Origin of the sequence: Pseudomonas lactis (assembly GCF_001439845.1) — a bacterium.
Lineage (GTDB): Bacteria > Pseudomonadota > Gammaproteobacteria > Pseudomonadales > Pseudomonadaceae > Aquipseudomonas > Aquipseudomonas lactis.
The window spans coordinates 278805-300673 of the sequence record NZ_JYLO01000009.1 but is presented as its reverse complement, the minus strand read 5'-3'; the positions used below and the strand labels follow the sequence as shown (position 1 = coordinate 300673).

24 protein-coding genes are annotated in these 21869 nt (G+C 54.8%); 19 read left to right on the top strand and 5 right to left on the bottom strand.

Annotated features, from left to right (window positions below):
• Positions 1-27 precede the first annotated feature (27 nt).
• The 5 genes from TX24_RS17665 to TX24_RS17645 are packed head-to-tail and all read right to left on the bottom strand — an operon-like array spanning position 28 to position 3472.
• On the bottom strand, positions 28-576 hold the full coding sequence (locus TX24_RS17665) for an arsinothricin resistance N-acetyltransferase ArsN1 family B (RefSeq protein ID WP_008437347.1): 549 nt from the start codon (positions 574-576) through the stop codon (positions 28-30).
• 19 nt (positions 577-595) lie between these two features.
• Positions 596-1330: an arsenical resistance protein ArsH gene (gene arsH / locus TX24_RS17660; RefSeq protein ID WP_008437348.1), complete on the bottom strand. Its 735-nt coding sequence runs from the start codon at positions 1328-1330 to the stop codon at positions 596-598.
• Entirely contained in the window at positions 1330-1800 is a 471-nt protein-coding gene (locus TX24_RS17655) for an arsenate reductase ArsC (RefSeq protein ID WP_057710769.1), read from the bottom strand. The genes arsH and TX24_RS17655 overlap by 1 nt, the downstream gene beginning before the upstream one ends.
• Positions 1801-1809: 9 nt before the next feature.
• A complete protein-coding gene (locus TX24_RS17650; RefSeq protein WP_008437350.1) occupies positions 1810-3099 on the bottom strand; it encodes an arsenic transporter in 1290 nt (429 codons plus the stop codon).
• Positions 3100-3121: 22 nt separating this feature from the next.
• Complete coding sequence (locus TX24_RS17645; RefSeq protein ID WP_008437351.1) at positions 3122-3472, bottom strand: metalloregulator ArsR/SmtB family transcription factor; 351 nt, start codon at positions 3470-3472, stop codon at positions 3122-3124.
• Between the two features lie 456 nt (positions 3473-3928).
• Between TX24_RS17645 and pilL2 the strand changes: the two genes are divergently transcribed.
• From pilL2 to TX24_RS17555, 19 genes are all read left to right on the top strand, one after another.
• Positions 3929-5086 carry a PFGI-1 class ICE element type IV pilus protein PilL2 gene (gene pilL2 / locus TX24_RS17640; protein WP_057710768.1) on the top strand — a complete coding sequence of 386 codons (1158 nt, stop codon included), beginning with the start codon at positions 3929-3931 and terminating at the stop codon, positions 5084-5086.
• Positions 5086-6903, top strand: coding sequence for a PilN family type IVB pilus formation outer membrane protein (gene pilN, locus TX24_RS17635; RefSeq protein ID WP_057710767.1), 1818 nt, complete (start codon positions 5086-5088; stop codon positions 6901-6903). Before pilL2 ends, pilN begins: the two co-directional genes overlap by 1 nt.
• Positions 6904-6906: 3 nt before the next feature.
• Positions 6907-8238 carry a type 4b pilus protein PilO2 gene (pilO2, locus tag TX24_RS17630; protein ID WP_082628820.1) on the top strand — a complete coding sequence of 444 codons (1332 nt, stop codon included), beginning with the start codon at positions 6907-6909 and terminating at the stop codon, positions 8236-8238.
• The gene (gene pilP, locus TX24_RS17625) at positions 8228-8800 is read left to right on the top strand and encodes a type IV pilus biogenesis protein PilP (protein ID WP_057710765.1); all 573 of its coding nucleotides are present in this window, start codon (positions 8228-8230) and stop codon (positions 8798-8800) included. The genes pilO2 and pilP overlap by 11 nt, the downstream gene beginning before the upstream one ends.
• Before the next feature lie 12 nt (positions 8801-8812).
• Entirely contained in the window at positions 8813-10372 is a 1560-nt protein-coding gene (locus TX24_RS17620; RefSeq protein WP_057710764.1) for a GspE/PulE family protein, read from the top strand.
• Positions 10362-11501 (top strand): type II secretion system F family protein, encoded by a 1140-nt coding sequence (locus TX24_RS17615; RefSeq protein ID WP_057710763.1) that lies wholly within the window; start codon positions 10362-10364, stop codon positions 11499-11501. Before TX24_RS17620 ends, TX24_RS17615 begins: the two co-directional genes overlap by 11 nt.
• A 25-nt stretch (positions 11502-11526) precedes the next feature.
• Positions 11527-12042, top strand: a complete 516-nt coding sequence (locus TX24_RS17610) for a type 4 pilus major pilin (protein WP_173667485.1) — start codon at positions 11527-11529, stop codon at positions 12040-12042.
• A gap of 10 nt (positions 12043-12052) precedes the next feature.
• Positions 12053-12994: an ATPase, T2SS/T4P/T4SS family gene (locus TX24_RS17605; protein ID WP_008437359.1), complete on the top strand. Its 942-nt coding sequence runs from the start codon at positions 12053-12055 to the stop codon at positions 12992-12994.
• Complete coding sequence (pilV, locus tag TX24_RS17600; RefSeq protein ID WP_057710762.1) at positions 12984-14300, top strand: shufflon system plasmid conjugative transfer pilus tip adhesin PilV; 1317 nt, start codon at positions 12984-12986, stop codon at positions 14298-14300. The genes TX24_RS17605 and pilV overlap by 11 nt, the downstream gene beginning before the upstream one ends.
• Before the next feature lie 426 nt (positions 14301-14726).
• Complete coding sequence (pilM, locus tag TX24_RS17595) at positions 14727-15167, top strand: type IV pilus biogenesis protein PilM (protein ID WP_057710761.1); 441 nt, start codon at positions 14727-14729, stop codon at positions 15165-15167.
• A 931-nt stretch (positions 15168-16098) separates the two neighbouring features.
• On the top strand, positions 16099-16398 hold the full coding sequence (locus tag TX24_RS30975) for a hypothetical protein (RefSeq protein ID WP_081883297.1): 300 nt from the start codon (positions 16099-16101) through the stop codon (positions 16396-16398).
• A gap of 303 nt (positions 16399-16701) precedes the next feature.
• A complete protein-coding gene (locus tag TX24_RS17590; RefSeq protein ID WP_008437363.1) occupies positions 16702-16953 on the top strand; it encodes a hypothetical protein in 252 nt (83 codons plus the stop codon).
• A gap of 95 nt (positions 16954-17048) precedes the next feature.
• The gene (locus TX24_RS17585; RefSeq protein WP_008437365.1) at positions 17049-17552 is read left to right on the top strand and encodes an STY4534 family ICE replication protein; all 504 of its coding nucleotides are present in this window, start codon (positions 17049-17051) and stop codon (positions 17550-17552) included.
• 96 nt (positions 17553-17648) lie between these two features.
• Complete coding sequence (locus tag TX24_RS17580) at positions 17649-17966, top strand: hypothetical protein (RefSeq protein ID WP_032877888.1); 318 nt, start codon at positions 17649-17651, stop codon at positions 17964-17966.
• A gap of 286 nt (positions 17967-18252) precedes the next feature.
• Entirely contained in the window at positions 18253-18588 is a 336-nt protein-coding gene (locus TX24_RS17575; protein WP_032877890.1) for a hypothetical protein, read from the top strand.
• A 77-nt stretch (positions 18589-18665) separates the two neighbouring features.
• Positions 18666-19271 (top strand): DUF3275 family protein, encoded by a 606-nt coding sequence (locus TX24_RS17570; RefSeq protein WP_032877891.1) that lies wholly within the window; start codon positions 18666-18668, stop codon positions 19269-19271.
• A gap of 84 nt (positions 19272-19355) precedes the next feature.
• Positions 19356-19637: a hypothetical protein gene (locus tag TX24_RS17565; RefSeq protein WP_032877894.1), complete on the top strand. Its 282-nt coding sequence runs from the start codon at positions 19356-19358 to the stop codon at positions 19635-19637.
• Between the two features lie 72 nt (positions 19638-19709).
• Entirely contained in the window at positions 19710-20315 is a 606-nt protein-coding gene (locus TX24_RS17560) for a hypothetical protein (RefSeq protein ID WP_057710760.1), read from the top strand.
• Positions 20316-20330: 15 nt separating this feature from the next.
• Positions 20331-21797 carry a DUF6094 domain-containing protein gene (locus TX24_RS17555; protein ID WP_032877898.1) on the top strand — a complete coding sequence of 489 codons (1467 nt, stop codon included), beginning with the start codon at positions 20331-20333 and terminating at the stop codon, positions 21795-21797.
• Positions 21798-21869 lie beyond the last annotated feature (72 nt).

Genomic DNA, 21869 nt, shown 5'->3' with positions numbered 1-21869 from the left:
TCGCTCATAATGGCCGTCGAGACCCATTCAGAAGAGACTGATCTCACTGAAAGGCACGGACAGTTTTGGCGGACTCGTTGAATCCAGCGCGATACGCCAATATCCAACATCATGCCAAGCGCCATGCTTGAATCCTACTTCTGGATACGTACCGATGTGAGCGAAGCCTAGTGCTTCATGCAGCCCCACGCTGCCATCGTTTGGCAGCGCGATCCCGGCAAAGGCTGCGTGAAACCCTTGCCTTTTCAATGTCGGCAGCAACACGCCATACAGTGCCCGGCCGACCCCGCTACGGTGCGCTTCTGGCGATATATAAACGGTGACGTCGACCGACCAGCGATAGGCCTCACGAGCCCGGTGCTGACTGGCATATGCATAGCCGATGAGCTGGCCGTCTCGCTCCGCTACCAGATACGGGTAAGTCGGCAAAGTCGACCCAATCCGCTTGGCCATCTCTTCGACTGTGGGCGGCTCAAGCTCAAACGAAATCGCCGTATGCTCAACCATCGGTGCGTAAATTGCCTGGATGGCTTGAGCGTCCGAAATCTGCGCAATCCTTACTGTGGTGTTGCTCATCCTCTATCCCCTTGGTCGCTCAAATCGATCTTTGATTGACTCGTTTCGAGAGTGCTTCGGCGCTTTCCTTGCGCTCCGAATAGCGGTCTACCAAATACGTTTCCCGGCCCCGAACCATCAGCGTGAACTTCATCAGTTCCTCCATCACGTCCACAACACGGTCGTAGTAGGCGGATGGCTTCATACGCCCTGCGTCGTCGAACTCCAGAAAGGCTTTGGGTACTGACGACTGGTTTGGGATGGTGATCATCCGCATCCAGCGCCCGAGGATCCTAAGCTGGTTTACCGTGTTGAAGGACTGTGATCCACCGCAGACCTGCATGACGGCCAACGTCTTGCCCTGGCTGGGGCGGACAGCGCCCAACGTGAGAGGTATCCAGTCTATTTGGGCTTTGAATACAGCAGACATTGCACCGTGACGCTCTGGCGAACACCACACCTGTCCCTCTGACCACAGAACCAGATCCCGCAGCTCTTTAACCTTTGGATGGTCTTCCGGAGCGTCATCAGGGAGAGGCAGACCCGAGGGATCAAAGATGACGGTCTCGGCTCCCATTAGGGTCAGGATGCGCGCGGCCTCTTGGGTCAGCAGCCTGCTGAAAGAGCGCTCACGGGTTGAGCCATACAGCAACAAGATGCGTGGTTTGTGAGTCGGTTGCTCGTTGCCTTGCAGGCGATCCAGTGTGACGAAGTCGATTAGCGACTGATCCAGATTAGGTAGATCCAGGCTGCTTTCCGAGGAAAATTCGTCCATTACAGTTCACCTATTTGATCTAGCTCGCGCTTCAGTTCCTGCGGTGTGAGCGCCGAATGATCCAAGCTGAAGAATGCCTCGAAACGCTTTTTAATCTGGACGACGGTCGCGTCAAATGCGGCTTGGATGTCGCTGTCTGTGCCTTCTACATCGGAAGGGTCGGCGAGGCCCCAGTGGCTTTTGACAGCAGGCCCGAAATAGACCGGGCAGGGTTCGCCTCCAGCCTTATCACACACGGTGATCACCACATCCGGTGGTGAGTCCGAAAACACCTCTGAGCCTTTGCTGTAGAGATCTGTGGTGTAGATACCAAGCGCTTGCAACGTACTCACGGCGCGTGGATTCAGTTGTCCGCTTGGGAAGCTGCCCGAACTGACGGCGTTAAAACCGCTCGGGGCCAGGTGGTTGAACAACCCCTCCGAGAGAACGCTCCGGCAGCTGTTTGCCGTACACATAAATAGCACTTTCATGGGTTTCTCCTAGACAGGGATGCTCAGCCGCGACGCCAGTGCCACCAGCGTTACCAGCAAGATAGGGAGGGTGAGGATGCTGCCGACTTTGAAGTAGTAACCCCAGGTGATGCGGATATTTTTCTGCGCTAGCACATGCAGCCACAGCAACGTGGCCAGGCTTCCGATGGGCGTGATCTTGGGGCCAAGATCGCAACCGATGACGTTGGCGTAGATCATGGCCTCACGTACCAGTCCTGTAGCGTCGCTGCCCTGAATGGACAGAGCGCCGATAAGCACACTCGGCATGTTGTTCATGATCGAGGACAACAGCGCAGCGGTGATACCGGTGCCCAAGGTAGCGGCCCATAGGCCATGCTCGGCAAATATGTTCAGCAGCCCCGAGAGCGAGTCGGTTAGGCCAGCATTACGCAGGCCATAGACCACCAGATACATGCCCAGCGAAAACACGACAATTTGCCAGGGCGCGTCCTTGATGACCCTTCTCGTGGAGATGATTTGGCCTTTACCTGCGATGACCAGCAGGATCATTGCACACGCAGCAGCAACAGCGCTGATGGGGATACCTAACGGCTCCAGTGCGAACAGACCAACCAGCAGCAGGCCAAGTACCCACCAGCCAGCAATGAAGGTCGCCCGATCTCGAATCACCGACTCCGGGGCCTCAAGCTGATCCGCGTCGTACTGGGCGGGAATGTCCTTGCGATAGAACATCCAGAGCATGAACAGTGTCGCGGCCACGGCCACTAGGTTCACTGGCCACATGACAGAAGCGTATTCACCGAAACCCACGCCAAAAAAGTCTGCCGAAACGATGTTCACCAGGTTGGACACCACCATCGGCAGACTGGCGGTATCAGCGATGAAGCCTGCGGCCATCACGAATGCCAAGGTGGATGCCGGGCTGAAGCGAAGCGCCGTCAGCATCGCGATGACGATTGGGGTCAGAATCAGTGCGGCTCCATCATTGGCGAACAGTGCCGAAACGGCTGCACCGAGCAGGATCATCAGCGCAAACAGACGTCCGCCTTTGCCCCGACCCCAGCGAGCGACATGAAGCGCCGCCCATTTGAAGAATCCCGCTTCATCGAGCAACAAACTGATGATGATCACAGCAATGAAGGTCGCGGTAGCGTTCCAGACGATGTGCCACACAACCGGCACATCCCCTAGACTTACGGCGCCAGTCAGTAGTGCCAGAACGGCACCCGCTGCCGCGCTCCAGCCGACACCTAACCCCTTGGGTTGCCAGATAACAAAGACGAGCGTAACTACGAAAATCGATGCTGCGATGAGCATGAGTATGTTCCAGATCAGGATGTCAGCAGCAGGAGGCTTGGCGCACGGGTCTGTCTTCCATGGAAGCCAGCCGTCCTTGATGGTCGTTAACCCAGGACTGGTGTGCCTGCGTAGTGACGTTCAGAACATCCAGTGCCCACTGTTCAAGCTCGGGATGCAGCCGGTAGTAAACCCACTGACCCTGCCTCCGATCTGCGAGTAACCCGCAAGCACGCAGTTGGGCAAGATGCCTGGAGACCTTCGACTGGTTATCGTCCAGTGCCCAGATTAACTCGCACACGCACAACTCACCCTCAGCCGAAAGCATGAGCATGATCCGGGCGCGAGTTTCATCACCCAAGCACTTGAAGAATGTGTGTGGTGTAAGGCTCATAAGCAATCGCTCTGCATATGTGGATAATCGAATATGCAGATTTAACCACGTTCAGCCTGCTTGCACAAATGCCTGTGGCGGGAGTTAACGATGGGGATCAATGCTCACCGGTCGACCACAGGGTAACGACCAGGAGGGATTAACAATCGCCTCAGCACGCGGACGGAGATTTGATGTTCGAATGGATGTTCGCTGAACGCGATTTTGGATTCATTACTCTAGGCGTAATGGCAGGATAGCTGGTCAGGTCGAATGCAATTGAGTGGTCAGCGTGAATGCAAATGAATGCTCAGCGTGAATGGAAATGGGTGATCAGATACTAGGTAATTTTCCACCTCGGTCGCGTCATCTTTGTATAGCCTATAAATACCTATAGACGTAGTTTTCTATTTCCTACTGCGCAGCTGGTACCAGCCTGTCACCGTTCCCCTATCATTACAGGGGGCCTCTCGGCACATGATCAGGCACGTCACCACGCTCTCGCTTCTAGCGTTAATCGCCAGTTGCACGACCCAAACGGCGCAGACACCCAAGCCCGCTTTCGACAGCAGTCGCAATCCGGACATGTTGACGCCAGACCTCTATCCCGGCGGCGCCGTTCCTGAAAAAGAACCGGTAGTGCGCTATGGGCGCTACACCCTCGTCAGCACGCTGCCAGATTCTGGCCAACGTGACCTGATGGCTCAGATTATCGACATCAGCATTCCAGCCAACATGCACCCAAATGTGCGTGAGGCGATGCAGTACGTGGTGGACCGTTCCGGCTATACGCTTTGCTCGGCAGACACTGGCCACGTCAACATCCTCTACACCCGACCACTGCCAGCAGCCCAATATAAACTTGGCCCTATGACTCTGCGTAACACCCTGCAAGTGCTCGCAGGTCCGGCCTGGCAAGTGAAGGTCGACGAGGTCAACCGTCAGGTGTGCTACGTCCTGCGCCCCGGCTACCAGCTCCCGGACTCTCCACGTCCTTCATCAACTCAGATTGCTCAGCTCAACACATCTACAGCTGCACAGCCTGTCGCAGCAAAGAGCAATAACAACGATGCGGGCAGCCAAGTAGTAGTCGCCGCCGTTCCGCAAACAGCGCCTTTCACAACAACTGCATCTGTCGCCACACCTGCGGCGAATGCTGCACCAGCCAAAACCGTGGCCCCTCCTACGGTAAATACCAAGGACGGCTCTACCAAACAAACGTCTACCTTGCCGACTCCGAGTCCGGACTCGACCACGTCCAGCAATGCCAATGCGAAGGTCGCTTCAACTCCGAAACTGATCACCGCGGCGTCTGCAGCTTCTGCAGCGCCAAAGCCGGTTGCGACGGACATAGCAGCGCCGAAGCCGCTGGCCCTGATATGGACGGCTTCAACTGGCTCAACTCTTCGTCAAACCGTCGAAGGCTGGGCTGAAAAAGCGGGCTGGAAACTGATGTGGCAGGTCGATGATTTGGATTACTCAATTGACGCTCCGCTTCGATTTGAGGGCAGTTTCCAAGAAGCCATCGGGTCGATTTTCCCGCTGTACGACACCGCTCCACGGTCCTTTCTGGTCGATGTGGTCGACAGTAGCTCATCACAGCGGCTGATTTTTATTACAGAGAGGAACAAATGATGAACGCTCGTCTCTGGATCAAAGGCACAGCCTTGTCACTCATGGTCTCGCTGGTGAGTTCCTGTTCGCTGCAGCGCGTGAATGAATCAGCCGGCCGAGCTGAAAATGACGCTGCGACAGCCTCCCAATACAGCCGATTTCTGAGAAATCAGCAACAAGAGTCCGCGCGCGCTACGGTGGTGTTCAGCGACAAACCATGGGTATCCAAAAAACCGCTGGTCGCCAAGCGTGGTTTACCGCTGAGCATGGATTGCGATATCACCTATCGCCCTTCGTATAACGTTGGGATCGCGGAGATTGCGCAGTACATCACTAGCGAATGTGGTGTTCCGGTCATCGTAGCCCCTGATGCAATCGACCCAAGTGTCCTTTCCAGTTCGACCCAGGGCAACTCAGGACCTGCAGTTCCACCTGGTTTGGGCTCTGCCGACAACCTGGCCAACTTCATGCCCGCCGGCGTCATCGGCAATGTTCCGAGCAGCGCCCGCTCAATGAATTCGGTTGGGCTGACTGCGCCCAACACATTCCCCATTAAGTACAGCGGCAAGCTGTCAGGGTTGTTGAATCAAGCGACCTCCCAGTTGGGTTTAGCGTGGAATTATTCCTCCGATGATCGCAGCGTGCATGTCACTTACTTCGACACCAAGACGTTCGACGTCTGGGCATTTGGAGATGACCAGGTCATTGAAAGCACTGTGAAGTCGGGCTTGCTGACCGCCACAGGCAGCGGGAGCAGTTCCGGTGGTGGCGGTGGTGGCGGATCTTCGTCGACAGGTGCATCGGGTGAATCAGGCAGCAACCAGAGCACCACCGTCACCATCAAGACGTCCCTGATCGGAGACATTGAAAAAAACGTCAAGGCGATGCTGAGCCAGCAGCCCCAAGGCCGAATGTTCCTCTCCCGATCCACTGGCACCCTGACGGTAAGTGATCGACCAGAAGTACTTTCTAGCGTTGCCAAATACCTGAATTCGATCAACAGCAGTATCACTCGTCAGGTTTTGTTCAATGTCAAAGTCTTCGAGGTAACTCTCACTGACACAGACCAGACTGGCCTGGACTGGACAGCTGTCTATACGTCCCTGAGCAACAAATGGGGCTTCTCCCTGAAAAATGCCACCACCGGCATAAGCACGGGTGCGGTTTCGGGCTCCCTGAGTATTTTGGACACGTCGAAGTCTCCCTGGGCTGGCTCCAACTTAATCATAAAAGCACTCTCAGAACAGGGCCGTATCTCAAACGTTCGCTCGCCGTCGGTCACCACGCTGAATCTGCAGCCGGCACCAATCCAGATCGGCAACGTAAAGAGCTATGTCGCATCAAGCTCGACAACCACCACGGCTTCCGTTGGATCGTCTACTTCGCTCACCCCCGCTACCATCACCAGCGGCTTCAACATGATGTTGCTTCCTCGAATCATCGACCAGGACAACATGCTGCTGATGATCACCCTGAGCATGAGCAGCAAACCGACGTTTACCACTTTTACGAGCAACGGCTCCAGTGTCCAGACAGCGGACTACGACACCAAGAACCTGTCGCCCAAGGTCAAATTGCGCAGCGGTCAAACCCTCGTACTGACTGGCTTTGAGGAGAACAGCGAAAACGCAACCAAGTCGGGCGTGGGGGATCCAGGGTTCTTCGGTTTGGGCGGCAGCCGTGTCCGCACCACAGGGCACAGCGTGCTCGTAGTGCTGATTACTCCTGTTGTTGATAGCGACACAGGCAGCCCCAGCGCGGTGATTTCACCTGCTGCCAACGAGCCTTGGGGCTCTTGCCCTACCCCACTGCTGCATTGCACAGGTTCCAAGGGGTAAGCCATGGTTGCGGAAACCTCAAAAAATGCACGCTCTGCTCGGGTCCAGGTACTCCAGTATCGAGGAAAATCATTTGTCACCGGTCTGCGCTGGCATCCGCTGGGCAGTGTCACCGGTCACATGAAGGAAGCGCGCCAGTACGGTCGTGAGCACCACCTCGACATTGTCGCCATTCGAAGAACACCAGCCATTATTCAGGCAGGTTTTGTAGCGCGAAGCGAGGAGGTCACCAAAGGGATGTACTCGCTCGCGGCCACCCTGGCTGGACAGCTGGGGGACTCATGGATCGCGGCCTGGAAAACTGAAAGCGACATTGACCAGTACGCCCTCGTCGCGGTGTATCAAGGTGGGGTGATCTCTGGCTGCGACATGATCGGCACAGGTGCCGAGGTGCGCCGACGAGTCGTACAACAGCGTAGTCGTGGCATCAACTTCGACCATGAGTACCTACCCCCAGAGTTCGAAATGGGTGGTCAACCACTGGACGTGGAAGAGCTACTAAAGCCCTCGCACCTGAAACGCGAGTATCGGCTTCGGCCACTCGTCTTTGGGCTATCCAAAGCAGAACTGGTGCAACTGGCGATTCTTGGAGCGCTGATCGCTGCCGGCATCATCGGGTGGGCTCAATGGCAGAGCCATCAGGACCAAATAGCCAAAGAGGCGGCTTTCCAGGCTGAACAGCAACGCCTGGCAGAGTTGGCCAGGCTGCAAAAAGAATCCGGTATGGAGCAGCCACCCCAAGCGCTTGAACACCCCTGGGCCAAACGTCCATCTGTTGCTGATTTCTTGGAGGGTTGCAGCAACGTCATTTATCAGTTGCCTCTGTCCATTCAGGGATGGCAGTTCACGAGCGCAGTCTGCGACGGCGCACAGGTCTTGTCCTCTTATAAGCGTTCGGGCAATAGCACAGCCGACAAACTGATACAGGCAACTCAGGGCCACTTTTCTGATCGGCCGGCCTTCTTTGACGAAGGCAACTCGGCCACGTTGAAATTCGACATCTCGCTACCCGCAGCTGGTGATGAGCCTCTTAAAGAAGCCATCGTGATGTTGGCGAATCTCTCCTCTTGGTTGCATAGCTTCAATCAATCCCCAGTGCTGAAAGAAGTACCGGTAGTTGTGCCCGTTCAACCAGCCATTCCCGGTCAGCCTGCTCCGCCGCCGCCACCACCACCTCAATGGAAGCAATTCGAGCTGAGCTATGCCACTGGCATTACCCCGCTGGACTCATTGTCCGGCGCACCCAGTCAAGGCTTACGGCTGCGTGAAATCACAACCAAATATGAGACTGGCCACCTTGTCTGGTCAGTAATAGGTGACCTTTATGCGAAATAAAGCGCTGTTCTTTTTGTGCTCCATCCTTGCGTTAGGGGCACCATCAAGCTGGGCGGATGAGAACACCCTATCTGGGGTGAACGTCGGCGAGCTGGCCCAGATTCAAAGCCAGACGATCTTGTTGAATGCCAAAGCCGAGAAGGCCAAGGCCGAAAGATCGATCAAGGGCGAAGACCAAAGTGCTACGGCGCAGCCGTCAACAGTGTTTTTTTCTCAAGGAAACCTCGCACAGCCGGCTGCAGCCTCGGCCCACAGCAGTGATACACAGTCTGAATTGCCTGTCGTGAAAGCGGTATTCGGCTCAGCAAAACGGCTCCGTGCAACCCTGCTCTACAGCAGTGGATTTGAAGTAGACGCAGATGCCTCATCTCGGGAGTTACCCGGTGGTTATCGCGTGGCCATCCTCTCCGTCGAAAACGTGACCCTCGAGCGTGGCGGTAAGCGCTACCCCCTCGGCTTTTCAAGTACGCCCCCGGCCAGCTTGAGCAACGTCGACAATTCAGCCCCCAGCATTACCCCATCAGCACCCATGCCGCCTGGGCTGATCCCTGGCCAACGTTGATTGAGAAGTTCGATGACGATCCTGACTGAAAAACCAGATGTCATAGAGCCTGACAGTGATGAGTCTGCTGCAGTCCTACTGACGTCGCACCAAACACTGCTGACGGCCCCTGGTGGACCGTTTGAGCTGAAACCCGAGCTGCGTCAACTATGTGCGCTGACCAGCGATGGGATTTTGTATGTGTCAGCCCAACACCAAACGGATGCCTATGTCATGGCATTCGAGGACCAGCTGGAACACGAAAATCACCACTTTGAGGTCAAGGTCTGCTCGATGAGCACGATCAAGGCACTCTACCGCGCCAATGATGATGCAAATGGTAAAGCGCTATCGGCGACCGAGACGAAGCGCCAGGCCCAGGTAGTGCAGCTTTTAGGAGAAGCCCACCGGCGCAACGCCAGCGACGTCCACTTTGTCGTAGGTCACGATATCACTCGAATCTTCTTTCGCATCCACGGGCTCTTGTGGGAGGCAGAACAGCATCAGAGCCAGGTGGGCATGGAGCTCTGCTCGTCCCTCTACAACAGCATGTGCGATGTCGCGAAAGACCACTACCAGCCGCAGGTGAGCCAGGACGCCAGGGTAAAACGCGCCTATGTCGACCAACTCGGTTTGTTCGGTGCCCGAGTCGCCACTCGGCCGCTCGTAGATGGCCCTCTGATGGTTTTGCGTCTGCTGTATGACGACAAAACTAAAATGACGCTTAGTGATCTCGGTTTCCTGACGCAGCAAATTGATGCATTCAGCCGCATCCGCAGTTTGCCTTATGGGGTGAACCTGATCACTGGACCCACCGGTTCCGGCAAATCGAAGTCGCTGCAGGTAAACCTGAACCTCTTGCATGAAGAGTGCGGTGGAACAAAACACATTCTGACGATGGAAGATCCACCTGAATATCCACTCCTCGCCAATCAGTCACCGCTGGGCGCCGGTGAAACCTGGAATGACGGTATCACCAATTCCATGCGGCTCGACCCTGACATTCTCATGTATGGGGAGATCCGGGACCTTGCATCAGCACAAGCAGCTTTCCGCGGCGGTATGACTGGTCACCTGGTGCTGACGACACTGCACACCAACAACGCTGTAGCAGCTCTTCAACGACTGATCGACATGGGTGTAGACCGACACCTGGTTACTGATCCTGCATTGATGACAAGCGTGGTCAACCAATCCCTCTTGCCCGTGCTGTGTTCCCACTGCCGCGTACCCGCACGCGAGCACCTCGGGGAGCTCAGCAGTGCGCTGGTGCAGCGCTTGAGCGATCTGGAAGCGCTTGATGAGACCTACCTCAAAGGACCTGGATGCCCGCACTGCAAAGGCTTGGGCATCACCGGCCGCACGGTGGTGGCGGAAACTTTGCTCACCGACCTTGAGTTCATGCGCGTTTTCAATGGGCAGGGTGCAAGTGCGGCACGTCGCCACTGGGTCAAGGAAATGGGCGGTATTACCAAGACCGCGCACACGATCATCAAACTGAAACAAGGCTTAGTAGACCCCCGCCACGCCGAAATGACGGTGGGGCCTTTGGACTTTGACAAGCAAATCCTGGAGCTCGCTCATGCTGAGTGACTTCAGAGCAATGCTGAATCGTTGGGCAGAGACCTTCTATGCCAAGCAGTTTGGCAAAAACGAAAGAATCCAGTTCTACGAGAGCCTGATGGGCATCCTTGAGGATGGTGTGTCGCTTGAGGACGCGCTGCATACGGTGGCAAGAGCGTTCAGCGATAACGGCCAGAAGCTACATCCTGTATCCCTTGCATGCAGGGATATCGCGCAATCTGTGAAAGGCGGGAAATCCCTGAGCATTTCCTGCGAAGGCTGGGTTCCCTATGACGAGAACTCTCTGATCGCTTCCGGGGAAGACACCGGCAACCTGGTGCAGGCATTTCGGGACTGCGTGAGGATCATCGAGGTACGTCAGCGGATTAGCAAACTCGTGGCATCAGCCACAGTTTTCCCCTCCGTGGTATGGAGCGTCATGGCGGCGTTGCTGTATGTGATTGCAGTGTGGATGGTGCCCTCCATGACACGACGCTCCAACCCTGAGGCGTGGACCGGAGTGCCGGCCTTCCTCTACGCCCTATCGAATTTCGTGACCCACTACGGACTTGTGACGCTGATAGCTGTGATTGTCTTCATCCTCATATCGGTAGTCACTCTCCCCGTTTTTTGCGGACTCCAGATCACGGCCGCCAGCCCATCCTGGAAGCTGCAGTTGAACAAGCTGCTCCAGATCCTGCGAGTGCGAGCAGAGAGGCTCCCGCCTTGGTCAGTCTACAAGGCACTCCACGGTTCGATCTTTCTGCTCAACATGGCTGTGATGCTGCGCTCCGGCATCAACCAACTCGATGCTTTGACCTCTCTTCAACGCAATGCCTCTCCATGGTTGAAAGAGCGCCTGAGCGCCATTCATTACGGAGTGAGCGCCGGCAAAAACTTCGGTACCGCATTGAAGCTTGCGGGTCATCAATTCCCAGACCCCATGGCGATGCATTTTCTGGAAGTGCTCGCCACCCGCAAAGGCTTCGCTGAGTCGATGGAACGGTTTTCCAACCGGTGGCTGGAGCAAACGCTTCAGCGCGTCGAAGCCATCGCCAAATCTCTTATCGGCATGTCCTCCATGGCCATGGGGGTCATGATGATTCTGGTAGTGATCGGGATCTTCCAATTGGCCGGCAATGTGACTGCAACGCTTTAAATCAAACCTAAATGAGGTACTGGAAATGCCAACAAACACTCCAAACAACCAACGCGGATTTCTCTCCCTGGACGGGATGTTCTGGTTGATGCTGATCGCGGTGGCACTTGGTTTCATCGTGTTCATGGGTTACAGAACGTTCGGCAGCTCGGACGTCACCATTGAACAGAGCAATCTCGGCACGTTGCTGAGCAATACCAAACGACTGAAAAGCACCACGGGTTACGCCACGGCAGGCACCAACTTGGCGCCTTCTTTGATCAACCTCGAGGCAACTGGCGGCATGAGCATCAACGGTAATGCCCTGTCCAACCGCTGGAACGGCGCAGTGACCGTGATGAGCAACGGCATGACCTTCACCATCACAGAATCCAACCTTCCGAAAAATGCCTGCATCACCCTTGCCTCGAACATGGCCAAGGACAAACAGACAACGACGGCGATCAACGGCGGCACTGCAATTGCCGGCGAAATCACTGCGGTGGCGGCTGCGACCAGCTGCTCCTCGGACGCCAATACCATCGCTTGGACTTCGTACTAAGGAACTCAGTGTGAGCGTGATCTCTGATGCTGAATTCGTCGACCTGTACCTCGGCGATGGATTTGCCGACGCCAAAGGTCTCCCTGGGCAGGCACGAAGGGTTGAAGCGCCCGCCGAATGGCGGGCTGACCTTGAGCGCTTACGGGCGCAGTGCGAGGAAAAGCACAAGGCAACCCAGGATCCAGAGTTCGCCCTAATTGAAGATGGCGTCGTCCTTCGTGTAACCCAGTTGCTGGATTTGAATGGCAAGCCTGTGTTTGTCGTAAGCAAATCCTCAGTCCAGATCCGGCCATTGGACATGCTGGGTCTGCCCGACTATCTGCAGGACGCGCTGATGAGCGACACGGTTCGCGGCCTGATATTCATTTGTGGGGAAATGGGCACAGGGAAAACCTCCAGTGCTGCATCACTGGTGAAAGCTCGCCTTGAGGCCTGGGGAGGCATTTGTGTGGCTGTCGAGGATCCTCCAGAACCGTTTTTGAATGGTCGGCATGGTAGTGGGCGCTGCATTCAAGTTCCGGTCTCTCGCCGGATGGGGGGATACGAGGAAGCGTTGATTCTAGCGCTGCGCACAAGAGCGGATTTCCTGTTCGTGGGAGAAATTCGCGACAGCTCGACAGCAGCACAAGTAATTCAAGCCTCGATCAATGGCCATCTCATCATCAGCACAGGCCATGCGGGCAGCGTTACTCAAGGCATTGAGCGTATATCAGCCCTGGCTCAGCCGTTACTCAATAACGCCCGAGAGCTGCTCTCCAAGGGGTTAGTGGCCGTTCTTCACCAGTCCTTATCAAGCGGCAACGAAGGGAGTCGTCGATTAACCCTGCAGAGCCTGCTTTTCACGGGCGATGACGGACCGGGCATCCGAGAGAAAGTCCATGCAGGAAAGATCACGATGCTCGATCACGACATCGCTCACCAATCATCAAGGAGTCTCTGGAATGACCAGTAGGAACAAGCAGCGGGGCTTTTTGAGCTTGGACATGGCGATCGGATTGGCCGTTTTCTCCGTTGTCGTCACTTTGGCGATCGCATGGCAAATCAAGCAGATGGACTCTCAGGACTATCGAATTGCTGCTGATCAACAGAGAACCATTTCAGAGGCATTGGCCAAATATCTGAAGGATAACTACAGCGTGGTGCTGGCCAACGCGGCAGCAACCGTACCGGTACAAATAACCGTTCCGATGCTCGTCAACACCAACTACCTTCCTGCAGGTTTTAGCCCCACGAACGCCTTTGGGCAGACCATTCTCGGCCTCGCCCGGAAACCCAACCCAAATCAACTGGAAGTGATTGTGGTTACTAGTGGTGGGCAGACGATTCCTGAAATGGGTATCCGAACCATCGCTGAAAATCTCGGAGGACCTGGTGGTTTCATCTCTTCAGCCAACCCGAACATCGTCCAGGGCGTGCGGGGTGGATGGCAGGTAGCACTAAGTAACTATGCTATAGCTCCTGGGCCAGGACATACAGCTAGCGCACTTTTCCTTATGGATGGTGCGTTGGCTAATGACTATCTATATCGAAACGCAGTGCCAAACCATCCAGAATTCAACACGATGAATACTGATATCACGATGGGCAACCACAATATTAACAACGCAGGAAATATTACAGCCTCAGGCAACATAACAGCTAACGCCTACATTACAGCTCGAAACGTCATCGCCACAGCCAATGTAAATGCCGCTACTGCAACCATTACCGGTGATACCAGCACAGGCGGTTGGTTCAGAACACGTGGTGACACAGGCTGGTACAGCGAAAAATGGGGAGGCGGGATTTATCAAAATAGCCCCAACTGGGTCCAAGTATATAACGACAAAAACTTTTCAACCGGTGGTGAACTATGGGGTGGAAAGATAACCTCGACTGGCAAGATAACGGCCTATGATCGCATTCAGACAAATGAATATTTGTCCCTGGGAGGCATAGCTACCGAGGGGCAACAGTGTAGTGACCGAACCCTTCTTGCAAAAAGCGCCGCGGGAATAACGTTGTCCTGCGAACAAGGCTTATGGAAAAGACCAGGTGGGTGGGAATTCCAGCTGATCCAGGGCACCTGCCAGGCGCCTGCCAGAGGAAGTGTGACGTGCTCCCTTGGCGACACCACATGGAAGTCATGCTCTTTAACCGGCGCTTTTGGCATCGGAGATAGCGAGACTGGCTATATCTTCAGAAATGCAAGTGGATGGTTTCTCTCCACATCTCGACTTTCCTGGCCTGGTCTTTTCTATTGGAGCTGCTTCAAATAAAGCATCCGCTTATAAAATTTAACAAACGTTTTTTGTATGTTTATGGGGATTATTGCAGTGCAGACGCTTGAGAATGACGTTGAGTATAGTGCTGGAGAATTACAGGCCTGGCTAAGCACCCGAAGCAGGATATGCTCAACTGTGCTATGGCGTCGCGCATTAGAAGGAAAGGAGGCATTCGAGGTCGGCGATTTCACTTACAAATTACACCCTACGCCCTCTGGTCGTTATTTTGTAAAGAAAATCGCCACTATGGAGTTAATCAACCCACACCGTAAACCATTGGGCTTCAAGCGAGCCGCAACGTGGACAGTCATTGCGCTTGGCCTAGTTGGAATTTGCTTAACATTGATTACCCTATCGAAATAGTTTTGTTATTGACGCTTCGGATGTAACAACCACCGTTCTGTAAATGGACCTCGTATCATGACAATGCAATGGCTCGTTTTGATGGTTGTGCTTATTGCCTCCAGCATTTTCATGGAGAACCAACATCAGGACCAACGTATATCCGACTACGCTACCCTCGACTCGCTGGGTCGCGGCTTTCTGGTGTACCGATCTGCCGCTACCGAATATGCCCAGGCCAACCCGGGCTTCAGCGGGGTACCGAGCGATTCTGCGCTCAACCTACCTGGGTGGTTTGTGAAACCTGTGGGCGTCGGTTCTTACATCTCATCAGGAACGGCCTATACTTATTTTGATGGGGTTGCACCGTCAGGCTTGCCTTCTGTGCTGGTAGACCTGACAAAGACAACTACCGTTGGTTTAAAGCGTTCAGGAATGCTGATTTCACAGATAACTGGGGCGACCGGTATAGCAATTCCGTCCCCCGTTCCCGAGGGTGCGGTCGTCGCCGTCAATTAGTCTGCGTCGACCGACTTTGAAAGGCGCCGGGTTGCATAAGCTACGGCCTATCAACATAATGCACGCAACAACGTTTCCACCCCGTTGGCTACTGGCGGTCATCAGTAGCGCCCGGTGATACGGCTTGCCTTATCACCAACCCCAAAGCACGCATAGCTCCGGGAAGGGCGTGCGGACCTGGTTCAGAGCTCTCCCTGTGTCTCCCTGTTCAAGCCAGACACGCAGCCGTCTAACTCGTGAATTGCGAGTTCAAAGGCACATAGGGCTCTGTTGAGGTTCGAAGCACCGTAGTCTAAGGGCCACACTGGTGTTGTGGCCCACACTTTTTAAAGCTCACACAATAGGTAGCCTGATCATCTTGCAAAGGATGATCAGGCTACCTATTGGTAGCTGCTTTTCCTTGCCGGTGGCCCGCCGGCGAAACGCAGGGCTCCCTTTGTGCGCGGATGCGTGCCTTATGCTAGCTGGCCTCAGCCACGATAATCGGCCAGGTGTTGGAAGTAAGACGTTCAGATCACAGCCCAGGGATCAATAACGCCTTCATCCCGCACAGGTGGTATTTTTTTCTGAAAGACGCTTCTTACTACATCCGAGAGTGACTGTTGACCCAGCTACTCTCGGTAGCTTCTCCTGTCGTCCTGAACCTGCTTTGCCCTCCCCGAAATATCCCCTCCCCGCTTGACACATCACCATCCCCCTTCGATGATATGGACGTGCTTTGCTGACGTCGTCAGCATCATGCCCAGGCAGTCAGGATCTTGAAGACTGCGACACGATGTTAGTGTCAGATCCGCCCAAGACCGCTGAGCTTCTGGTAGCGCGGTCGGTCGACAATCGTCGATGGAAGCACCTTATGCAACTCACCTCGCGGGGAATCACTTCCCCAACAGGGTCAGTGGGTTCTCCGCATTCAACCTGCAGGAGAATCACCATGTCCAAACTTGCTTATGGCTTCGGCTTCGCGCTTGGCACCATCACGCGACAGTTTCTGCGTGCGGTTAAGAAATCCAGCGCTGCGCCCACAGCTATCCATACCAAAGCAGCTCCGTTGCTTCCACCGCCTTGCGTACCTGAGCGTCTCGTACGTGAGATGGATCATGTACCGGCAATAACTCGTAAAGGTGTCGACCTGAACCTTTGGTACGCGGCTAACACTCGAGTGGTCGAAAAGCCTGCTCGGAAATCGCGTAAGAAGCCAGCTGCACGCTCGTTGGTGCCAGCAACTTGCTAAGTCTGCGCCCTTCGCCTCTGTAGGGAGCCTTCCCAACGGGAAGGTTTCCTCAGAGTTTTACGGTAGGGGCTTGACAAGCGACAATCGTATTTCCATGATCTGCACATGTATCGCTGACGTCGTCAGCAACATGCCCAAGTAGTCTGGATCCGCAAGACTACGATGCGGTTTTCCGCATTGATCCACTCCCAAGATCGCCATAGCTTCCGGTAGCGCGATCAGTCGACTTAGTCGATGGAAGCACCTTTCCCACCCATGACGGGCCTACCCCGTCAGGGCAGGCCTCTCACTTTTGGAGGTCTGATGAAAACTGAACTGGCTCTCTACCAGGCGTTGATTTCGATTAACGTCCCGGAACAGAAGGCAAATGCTGTTATTGAAGCTTTGGAGACCGACATGCTTTCACGTTTGGCTACCAAGGCAGATTTAACTGCTCTTGCTGCAGAGTTCAAATCTGAGATTTCACAGCTTGAAGTCAAGCTCACCATTCGCATGGGCGTCATGTTGTCTGCAGCTGTCGGTGTAATGATTGCTGCAATGAAGCTGATGCATTAAAAAACCTTAAGCTCCACCCACCCTCGCGGGGAATACTTTCCCCCTAGGGCGAAGTGTTTCTCCGCTTTCTGTTATTTCGAAACTGGAGAATCACCATGAGCACTAATCAATCCAACGAAGCAAAATTCTTCGACCTTCACACCACTGGTATCGGTTATCTCAACCGTATCCGTGAAGTGAAACCTCGCGGCAAAGGTAAGCCATTCATGGCAGTTACCGTTGCGGCTCTGCGCGGCTCGATGGATGATGCCGAGTATTCCTATATCGACTGCAACGTGGTCGGCGCTGAAGCTGAAAAGCTGATTCGTCGCAGCCAAGCAGCCGTTGAAGCCGGAAAGAAGGTCCTTGTGAGCTTCCGAATCGGTGATATCTGGACCGACGCATTTACCTACGAAAAAGGCGATAAAAAAGGTCAACCTGGAGCAAGCCTCAAGGGACGCCTGTTGTTTATCGGCTGGATCAAGGTGGATGGGGTAACTGTCTATGAAGCCAAACCGAAAGACTCTGCTGAGCCCCTTCCTGCCCAGGATGGTGCTGCTGGAGATGATTCGGATGACGCCCAAGGACAACCAGAACCTGAACAACGTCAATCTGCATGATTGAAATCATGGCGCCCCCTGGGCGCCTTTCAATATTCGTACCGAAGGGAACGCCTCCCTTCGGGATTGGTGATTTCCGAACCCTGGAGATAAACCATGATGATGAATCCTCAACGACTGCCGCTGCTGACCGAAATTGGTCTTTTAGCTGCTCAAGCTAGTGTTTACAGCGAGCTGGATAAACTACTTCCGAGCAACCCGGCGCTCGATCCCGATGACGACCCGCGCTACACCCTTACTTCTGACCTTTGGTTAGAAGTTCTGGATGGCGTTATCTCATTGGCAAAGATGGACCATCGAGATGAATTCACTCCCAAAAACAGCCCACTGTTATCGGAGTACGGACTTCTCAAGGAATATCGAAGAGCTCGCTGGGAACTGGAAGATGAACATATTCATCCCGAATACTACTAACTCGCTATTAACACACTCTGCAAACTCTGCATCAGTCCCTTCAACTGCTACTTGCGCAGCGGAAATGGAGAAGGCGCAGAAATCAATCAACCTCTGGCTTTCTCAAGGGGCAGAAGCGGAAAGGATGGGCGACACATTCTGGGCAGAGTTATCGGCCGAGAAGGTGACTAAGTACCAATCGATTCTAGCAAGCCTTCGAAAGACAGCATAAATCACACAGCAAACAATACCCCGCCGGGAACCATCTCCCGAACGGGCCAGGTGGTTTTCGCACCTGGAGATAAACATGCAAACCACCACTAACCTCGTGTCGTCTGACCTGCTCAAGCTCCCGGTCGTTTTAACACCTCGGGCCTGGCAGGAAGCGGTGCATATTGAAAACCCACAGGATGCAAGTGTTGTCAGTGAGCGACTGGGCGAAGTTGTCCTGGAGGCCTACCGAGAACTGCATTTGCAACCTGACAGCACACAGATCCATTTCGGCCTCTATCGTTTATTGCCTGCCGGCAATAGCACTGATCGGGTCTGGCTGGACCTAAAACTTGACCGCATAGAATCACCGCCAGGCGTTTTCTATCTGTACATCTCACTCAAGGATGAAACTCATACTTCTTGCCCGTAATCCTTCGACATTCACAGCACTACCCAAAGCCCGACATCTGTCGGGCTTTTTTCATTCGTAGCAGTGTGGAGCTGCCCATGATCAACATCCCCGGCCAACTGGCCATCCGTACCATCAGCGGCCGTAATGGCGAATTCAACGTCGGACGGCTCTCGACCTCTATCGGTGAGTTCGTGATCAAAGACGCACTCCTCGATCAGTACGATGAAGGCAAATACCGAGGCGACTTTCTGATAACGGAGATCCGTCCTTCGTATTACTCCACAGCAGGCCGCCTGGTCGTTGAGATCCGTGCAAAGCTGGAAAGCATGAGCCTCGACGACGTCGACAATCTGACACCAGAAGACGCCGCCAGGCTCTCGCCAAACGAGCCTGACCCTATGGATGAAGAGTCTTCCTCCAACCTCTCCAAGCCAGTGCAGCGGAATAGTCCGCCCGCAGTACCGGCCTCCAATAAACAGGTATCAAAAGAGGATGCCCCGTTTGGGATGACCCCGACCGGCGGAACCAACGACCTCGAGGCAGATGCCGAGTTGTTCGGCACAATCTGGCCTCTAAGCGATACAGTCAGGCTGGACACAACTGTTGATCGTCAGCAACTACGCCAACAGTGCAGTCGGCTCTCTGAGCTCGGCTATGTACACAACTTCAAACTGCAGGTATGGAATATCTCCAATACCTGACGAAGCCCGCGATACGCCAAGCCAATCGGCACAACCCATGAGGGGCCCCCTCCTGGGCGCTCCTCGACTTAGCAGGAGCAGCACATGAATCCAATCTTCAATAACCTGACCCAAGAAATCCTTGAAAACATCGAAGATCAGCTCGCCAATAACGAGGTGTCGACGAATGAGGAGCTTTGGGACTTCTTCGTAGAGGAGCTCGAAATGACGGCAGAACAAGCCGATGCCGCCGTTGCCCTTCGCCACAAATACCTAGGGCAAATTTTTCTCACTGGGCACAGCCCTCTATTTCAAGACGAGACGGTCTCGTTTGACCCGAACGATAAAACGTTCAAATCGGACAACCTGCTGTTTCCCAAGCAATAACACTTACTGCTAACACCCCCGAGGGGCTCACCGCCCCTCCGGGCGGGTTCCCCCTCCATTGTGGAGGTTCCCATGCCCAGCCCTACCCCGCTCTTCCCAATCGAGGAGTGCAATGATCTTTTCGTCGACGCTTGCGCGTGTGACGAACAACGCAACCTGGTGTTCCTTTCTGCATGGGGTCGAGACACGGCGCTGCAGGAGTTCCTGGCCAGGCTGACCCTCGGCACGACAGAAGATGGTCTAAGCCAGTTTCACATCGTTGTAGATGGCCGAAGTCTTCCTGTTTTCCCCAACATCGATCTGTTGGAGAAGCGCACCACGCGACAAATGCGCGGTACGTTATTCGGCAGCTTGATTCACCTCTGGTTGTTTGACCGACGCTGCGTACAGCCGGATCGGGCCAACCACTTCGCCTACGCCCTTCTTGAGAACGGGCAGTCACCTCATCAACGGCTTTGGCCGTTGATACAGGACACCTGTCCATTACCGCTACTGCCTCATTGGCAGGAGCAGGTAATGGGGTTGCTCACCCAACACGACATGCTGCAGCTGTTACCTGGAACGTCCGGTGCTGTTGCGGCATGGCGTTTGACGTTGCAACTCGACGTTCTCGAAACAGCCCTAGGCGAGCTCATTCGCCAGGGGCAGCTCTCAACCCACGCTCAGTTTGAGCATTGATCCAGGAGCCTCACCATGGCTTTGATGTTCCCACGATTGGCGCGCAACTTCGCTCGCAATGGCTACTACCCCACTGACGAAACGACGCTGGAACTCACCCTACAAGCGTTGGCACCATCCCCAAGCGGGAAGATGCGGATCTTCGATCCCTGTGCAGGCGAAGGCGTTGCCTTAGCTGAAGCTGCTCATGCACTCGGGCGTGACCGCGTTGAGACCTACGCAGTCGAGTATGACCAGGAGCGTGCCAAACACAGCAAGACACTGCTGGATTGCGTGCTGCACAGCGACTTGATGGACACCATGATCAGCCGCCAGGCCTTCGGCTTGCTCTGGCTCAACCCGCCCTACGGTGACCTGGTCGCTGACCATGCAGGTGCATCTCAGTACCAAGGTAACGGCCGTCGGCGCCTGGAGAAGATGTTCTATCAACGGACGCTACCACTGCTGCAGTACGGGGGAGTCTTGGTGCTGATTGTTCCGCACTACGTGCTGGACGATGAGCTGTGTGGTTGGCTATGCAATCACTTTACTGAACTGCGGATCTACAAAGCCGCTGATCCAACTTTTAAACAGGTAGTGATCTTCGGTATACGAATCCGCCGGCAGGACCTCGCTCGACCGCAAGAGGTCAAAAACGTACGCGCACGCCTTCAGGCGATCGGTGCCGGCACACTGAGCGCGGAAGCGTTACCAACCAGTTGGCCATGGGAGCCCTACAGGGTTCTCCCGGCATCCAACGAGCTGGAACACTTCTACCGTATCAGCCTTGAACCTGAACAGCTCAGCGAAGAAATCAAAAGACTTCGTGGCATGTGGCCTGACTTCACACTGCACTTTGGTCAAAGCGGCGCTCAGCCACGACCTCCCGTGAGGGAGCTGTCGCGCTGGCACTTGGCGTTGGCATTGGCTGCCGGTGCGATTTCCGGCGTAGTGAAATCCAAAACCGGCCGAGTATTGGTACTCAAAGGCGATACCTACAAAGATAAGGTCCGCAAGACCGAGTTCACCGAAGACCAGGACGGCAACGTGTCCGAGGTAAGGATCCTGACTGATCGTTTCGTGCCCATCATTCGGGCATGGGACATGACGCCAGGCTCTGCCAACCAAGGCCGCGTGATCACCATCAGTTCATCGGCGGATACGGCCGATACGCCGCATGAGCCTGATGAGGCGGTGACACAGCCAACACTTACCCCACCACCAAGAGTGACATTTGAACCTGGCCGCTTAGTGCTGACCCAGTCAGTGCACCACCTGATTGAGCATGGACATCTCGATCCAAGCACTTACTTGCGACGGCATTTCTCCGGTGACTGGGGGGAACTGCCCAAAGAAGACTGGAGCAGTAACCAACGGGCTTTGACCTACGGGGATCGATTGTTCTCCTGTTATGACATATGCGCCGGCGATGAGACCCGGCTCTGGATCATCACCGAAGCTGACCGCAGTGCAACAACCGTGTTGCTGCCATCGGACTACTGACCCACCACGCCAACCTGGCCATCCGTTAACCAACCCGCAGGGTATTCACCATACCCGTCGGGGTGTCGTGCA

What these genes read in the sequence shown, in the direction of transcription:
- TX24_RS17665 (WP_008437347.1), bottom strand. Translation starts at nt 576, where the DNA reads ATGAGCAACACCACAGTAAGGATTGCGCAGATTTCGGACGCTCAAGCC.
- arsH (WP_008437348.1), bottom strand. Translation starts at nt 1,330, where the DNA reads ATGGACGAATTTTCCTCGGAAAGCAGCCTGGATCTACCTAATCTGGAT.
- TX24_RS17655 (WP_057710769.1), bottom strand. Translation starts at nt 1,800, where the DNA reads ATGAAAGTGCTATTTATGTGTACGGCAAACAGCTGCCGGAGCGTTCTC.
- TX24_RS17650 (WP_008437350.1), bottom strand. Translation starts at nt 3,099, where the DNA reads ATGCTCATCGCAGCATCGATTTTCGTAGTTACGCTCGTCTTTGTTATC.
- TX24_RS17645 (WP_008437351.1), bottom strand. Translation starts at nt 3,472, where the DNA reads ATGAGCCTTACACCACACACATTCTTCAAGTGCTTGGGTGATGAAACT.
- pilL2 (WP_057710768.1), top strand. Translation starts at nt 3,929, where the DNA reads ATGATCAGGCACGTCACCACGCTCTCGCTTCTAGCGTTAATCGCCAGT.
- pilN (WP_057710767.1), top strand. Translation starts at nt 5,086, where the DNA reads ATGAACGCTCGTCTCTGGATCAAAGGCACAGCCTTGTCACTCATGGTC.
- pilO2 (WP_082628820.1), top strand. Translation starts at nt 6,907, where the DNA reads ATGGTTGCGGAAACCTCAAAAAATGCACGCTCTGCTCGGGTCCAGGTA.
- pilP (WP_057710765.1), top strand. Translation starts at nt 8,228, where the DNA reads ATGCGAAATAAAGCGCTGTTCTTTTTGTGCTCCATCCTTGCGTTAGGG.
- TX24_RS17620 (WP_057710764.1), top strand. Translation starts at nt 8,813, where the DNA reads ATGACGATCCTGACTGAAAAACCAGATGTCATAGAGCCTGACAGTGAT.
- TX24_RS17615 (WP_057710763.1), top strand. Translation starts at nt 10,362, where the DNA reads ATGCTGAGTGACTTCAGAGCAATGCTGAATCGTTGGGCAGAGACCTTC.
- TX24_RS17610 (WP_173667485.1), top strand. Translation starts at nt 11,527, where the DNA reads ATGCCAACAAACACTCCAAACAACCAACGCGGATTTCTCTCCCTGGAC.
- pilV (WP_057710762.1), top strand. Translation starts at nt 12,984, where the DNA reads ATGACCAGTAGGAACAAGCAGCGGGGCTTTTTGAGCTTGGACATGGCG.
- pilM (WP_057710761.1), top strand. Translation starts at nt 14,727, where the DNA reads ATGACAATGCAATGGCTCGTTTTGATGGTTGTGCTTATTGCCTCCAGC.
- TX24_RS30975 (WP_081883297.1), top strand. Translation starts at nt 16,099, where the DNA reads ATGTCCAAACTTGCTTATGGCTTCGGCTTCGCGCTTGGCACCATCACG.
- TX24_RS17590 (WP_008437363.1), top strand. Translation starts at nt 16,702, where the DNA reads ATGAAAACTGAACTGGCTCTCTACCAGGCGTTGATTTCGATTAACGTC.
- TX24_RS17585 (WP_008437365.1), top strand. Translation starts at nt 17,049, where the DNA reads ATGAGCACTAATCAATCCAACGAAGCAAAATTCTTCGACCTTCACACC.
- TX24_RS17580 (WP_032877888.1), top strand. Translation starts at nt 17,649, where the DNA reads ATGATGATGAATCCTCAACGACTGCCGCTGCTGACCGAAATTGGTCTT.
- TX24_RS17575 (WP_032877890.1), top strand. Translation starts at nt 18,253, where the DNA reads ATGCAAACCACCACTAACCTCGTGTCGTCTGACCTGCTCAAGCTCCCG.
- TX24_RS17570 (WP_032877891.1), top strand. Translation starts at nt 18,666, where the DNA reads ATGATCAACATCCCCGGCCAACTGGCCATCCGTACCATCAGCGGCCGT.
- TX24_RS17565 (WP_032877894.1), top strand. Translation starts at nt 19,356, where the DNA reads ATGAATCCAATCTTCAATAACCTGACCCAAGAAATCCTTGAAAACATC.
- TX24_RS17560 (WP_057710760.1), top strand. Translation starts at nt 19,710, where the DNA reads ATGCCCAGCCCTACCCCGCTCTTCCCAATCGAGGAGTGCAATGATCTT.
- TX24_RS17555 (WP_032877898.1), top strand. Translation starts at nt 20,331, where the DNA reads ATGGCTTTGATGTTCCCACGATTGGCGCGCAACTTCGCTCGCAATGGC.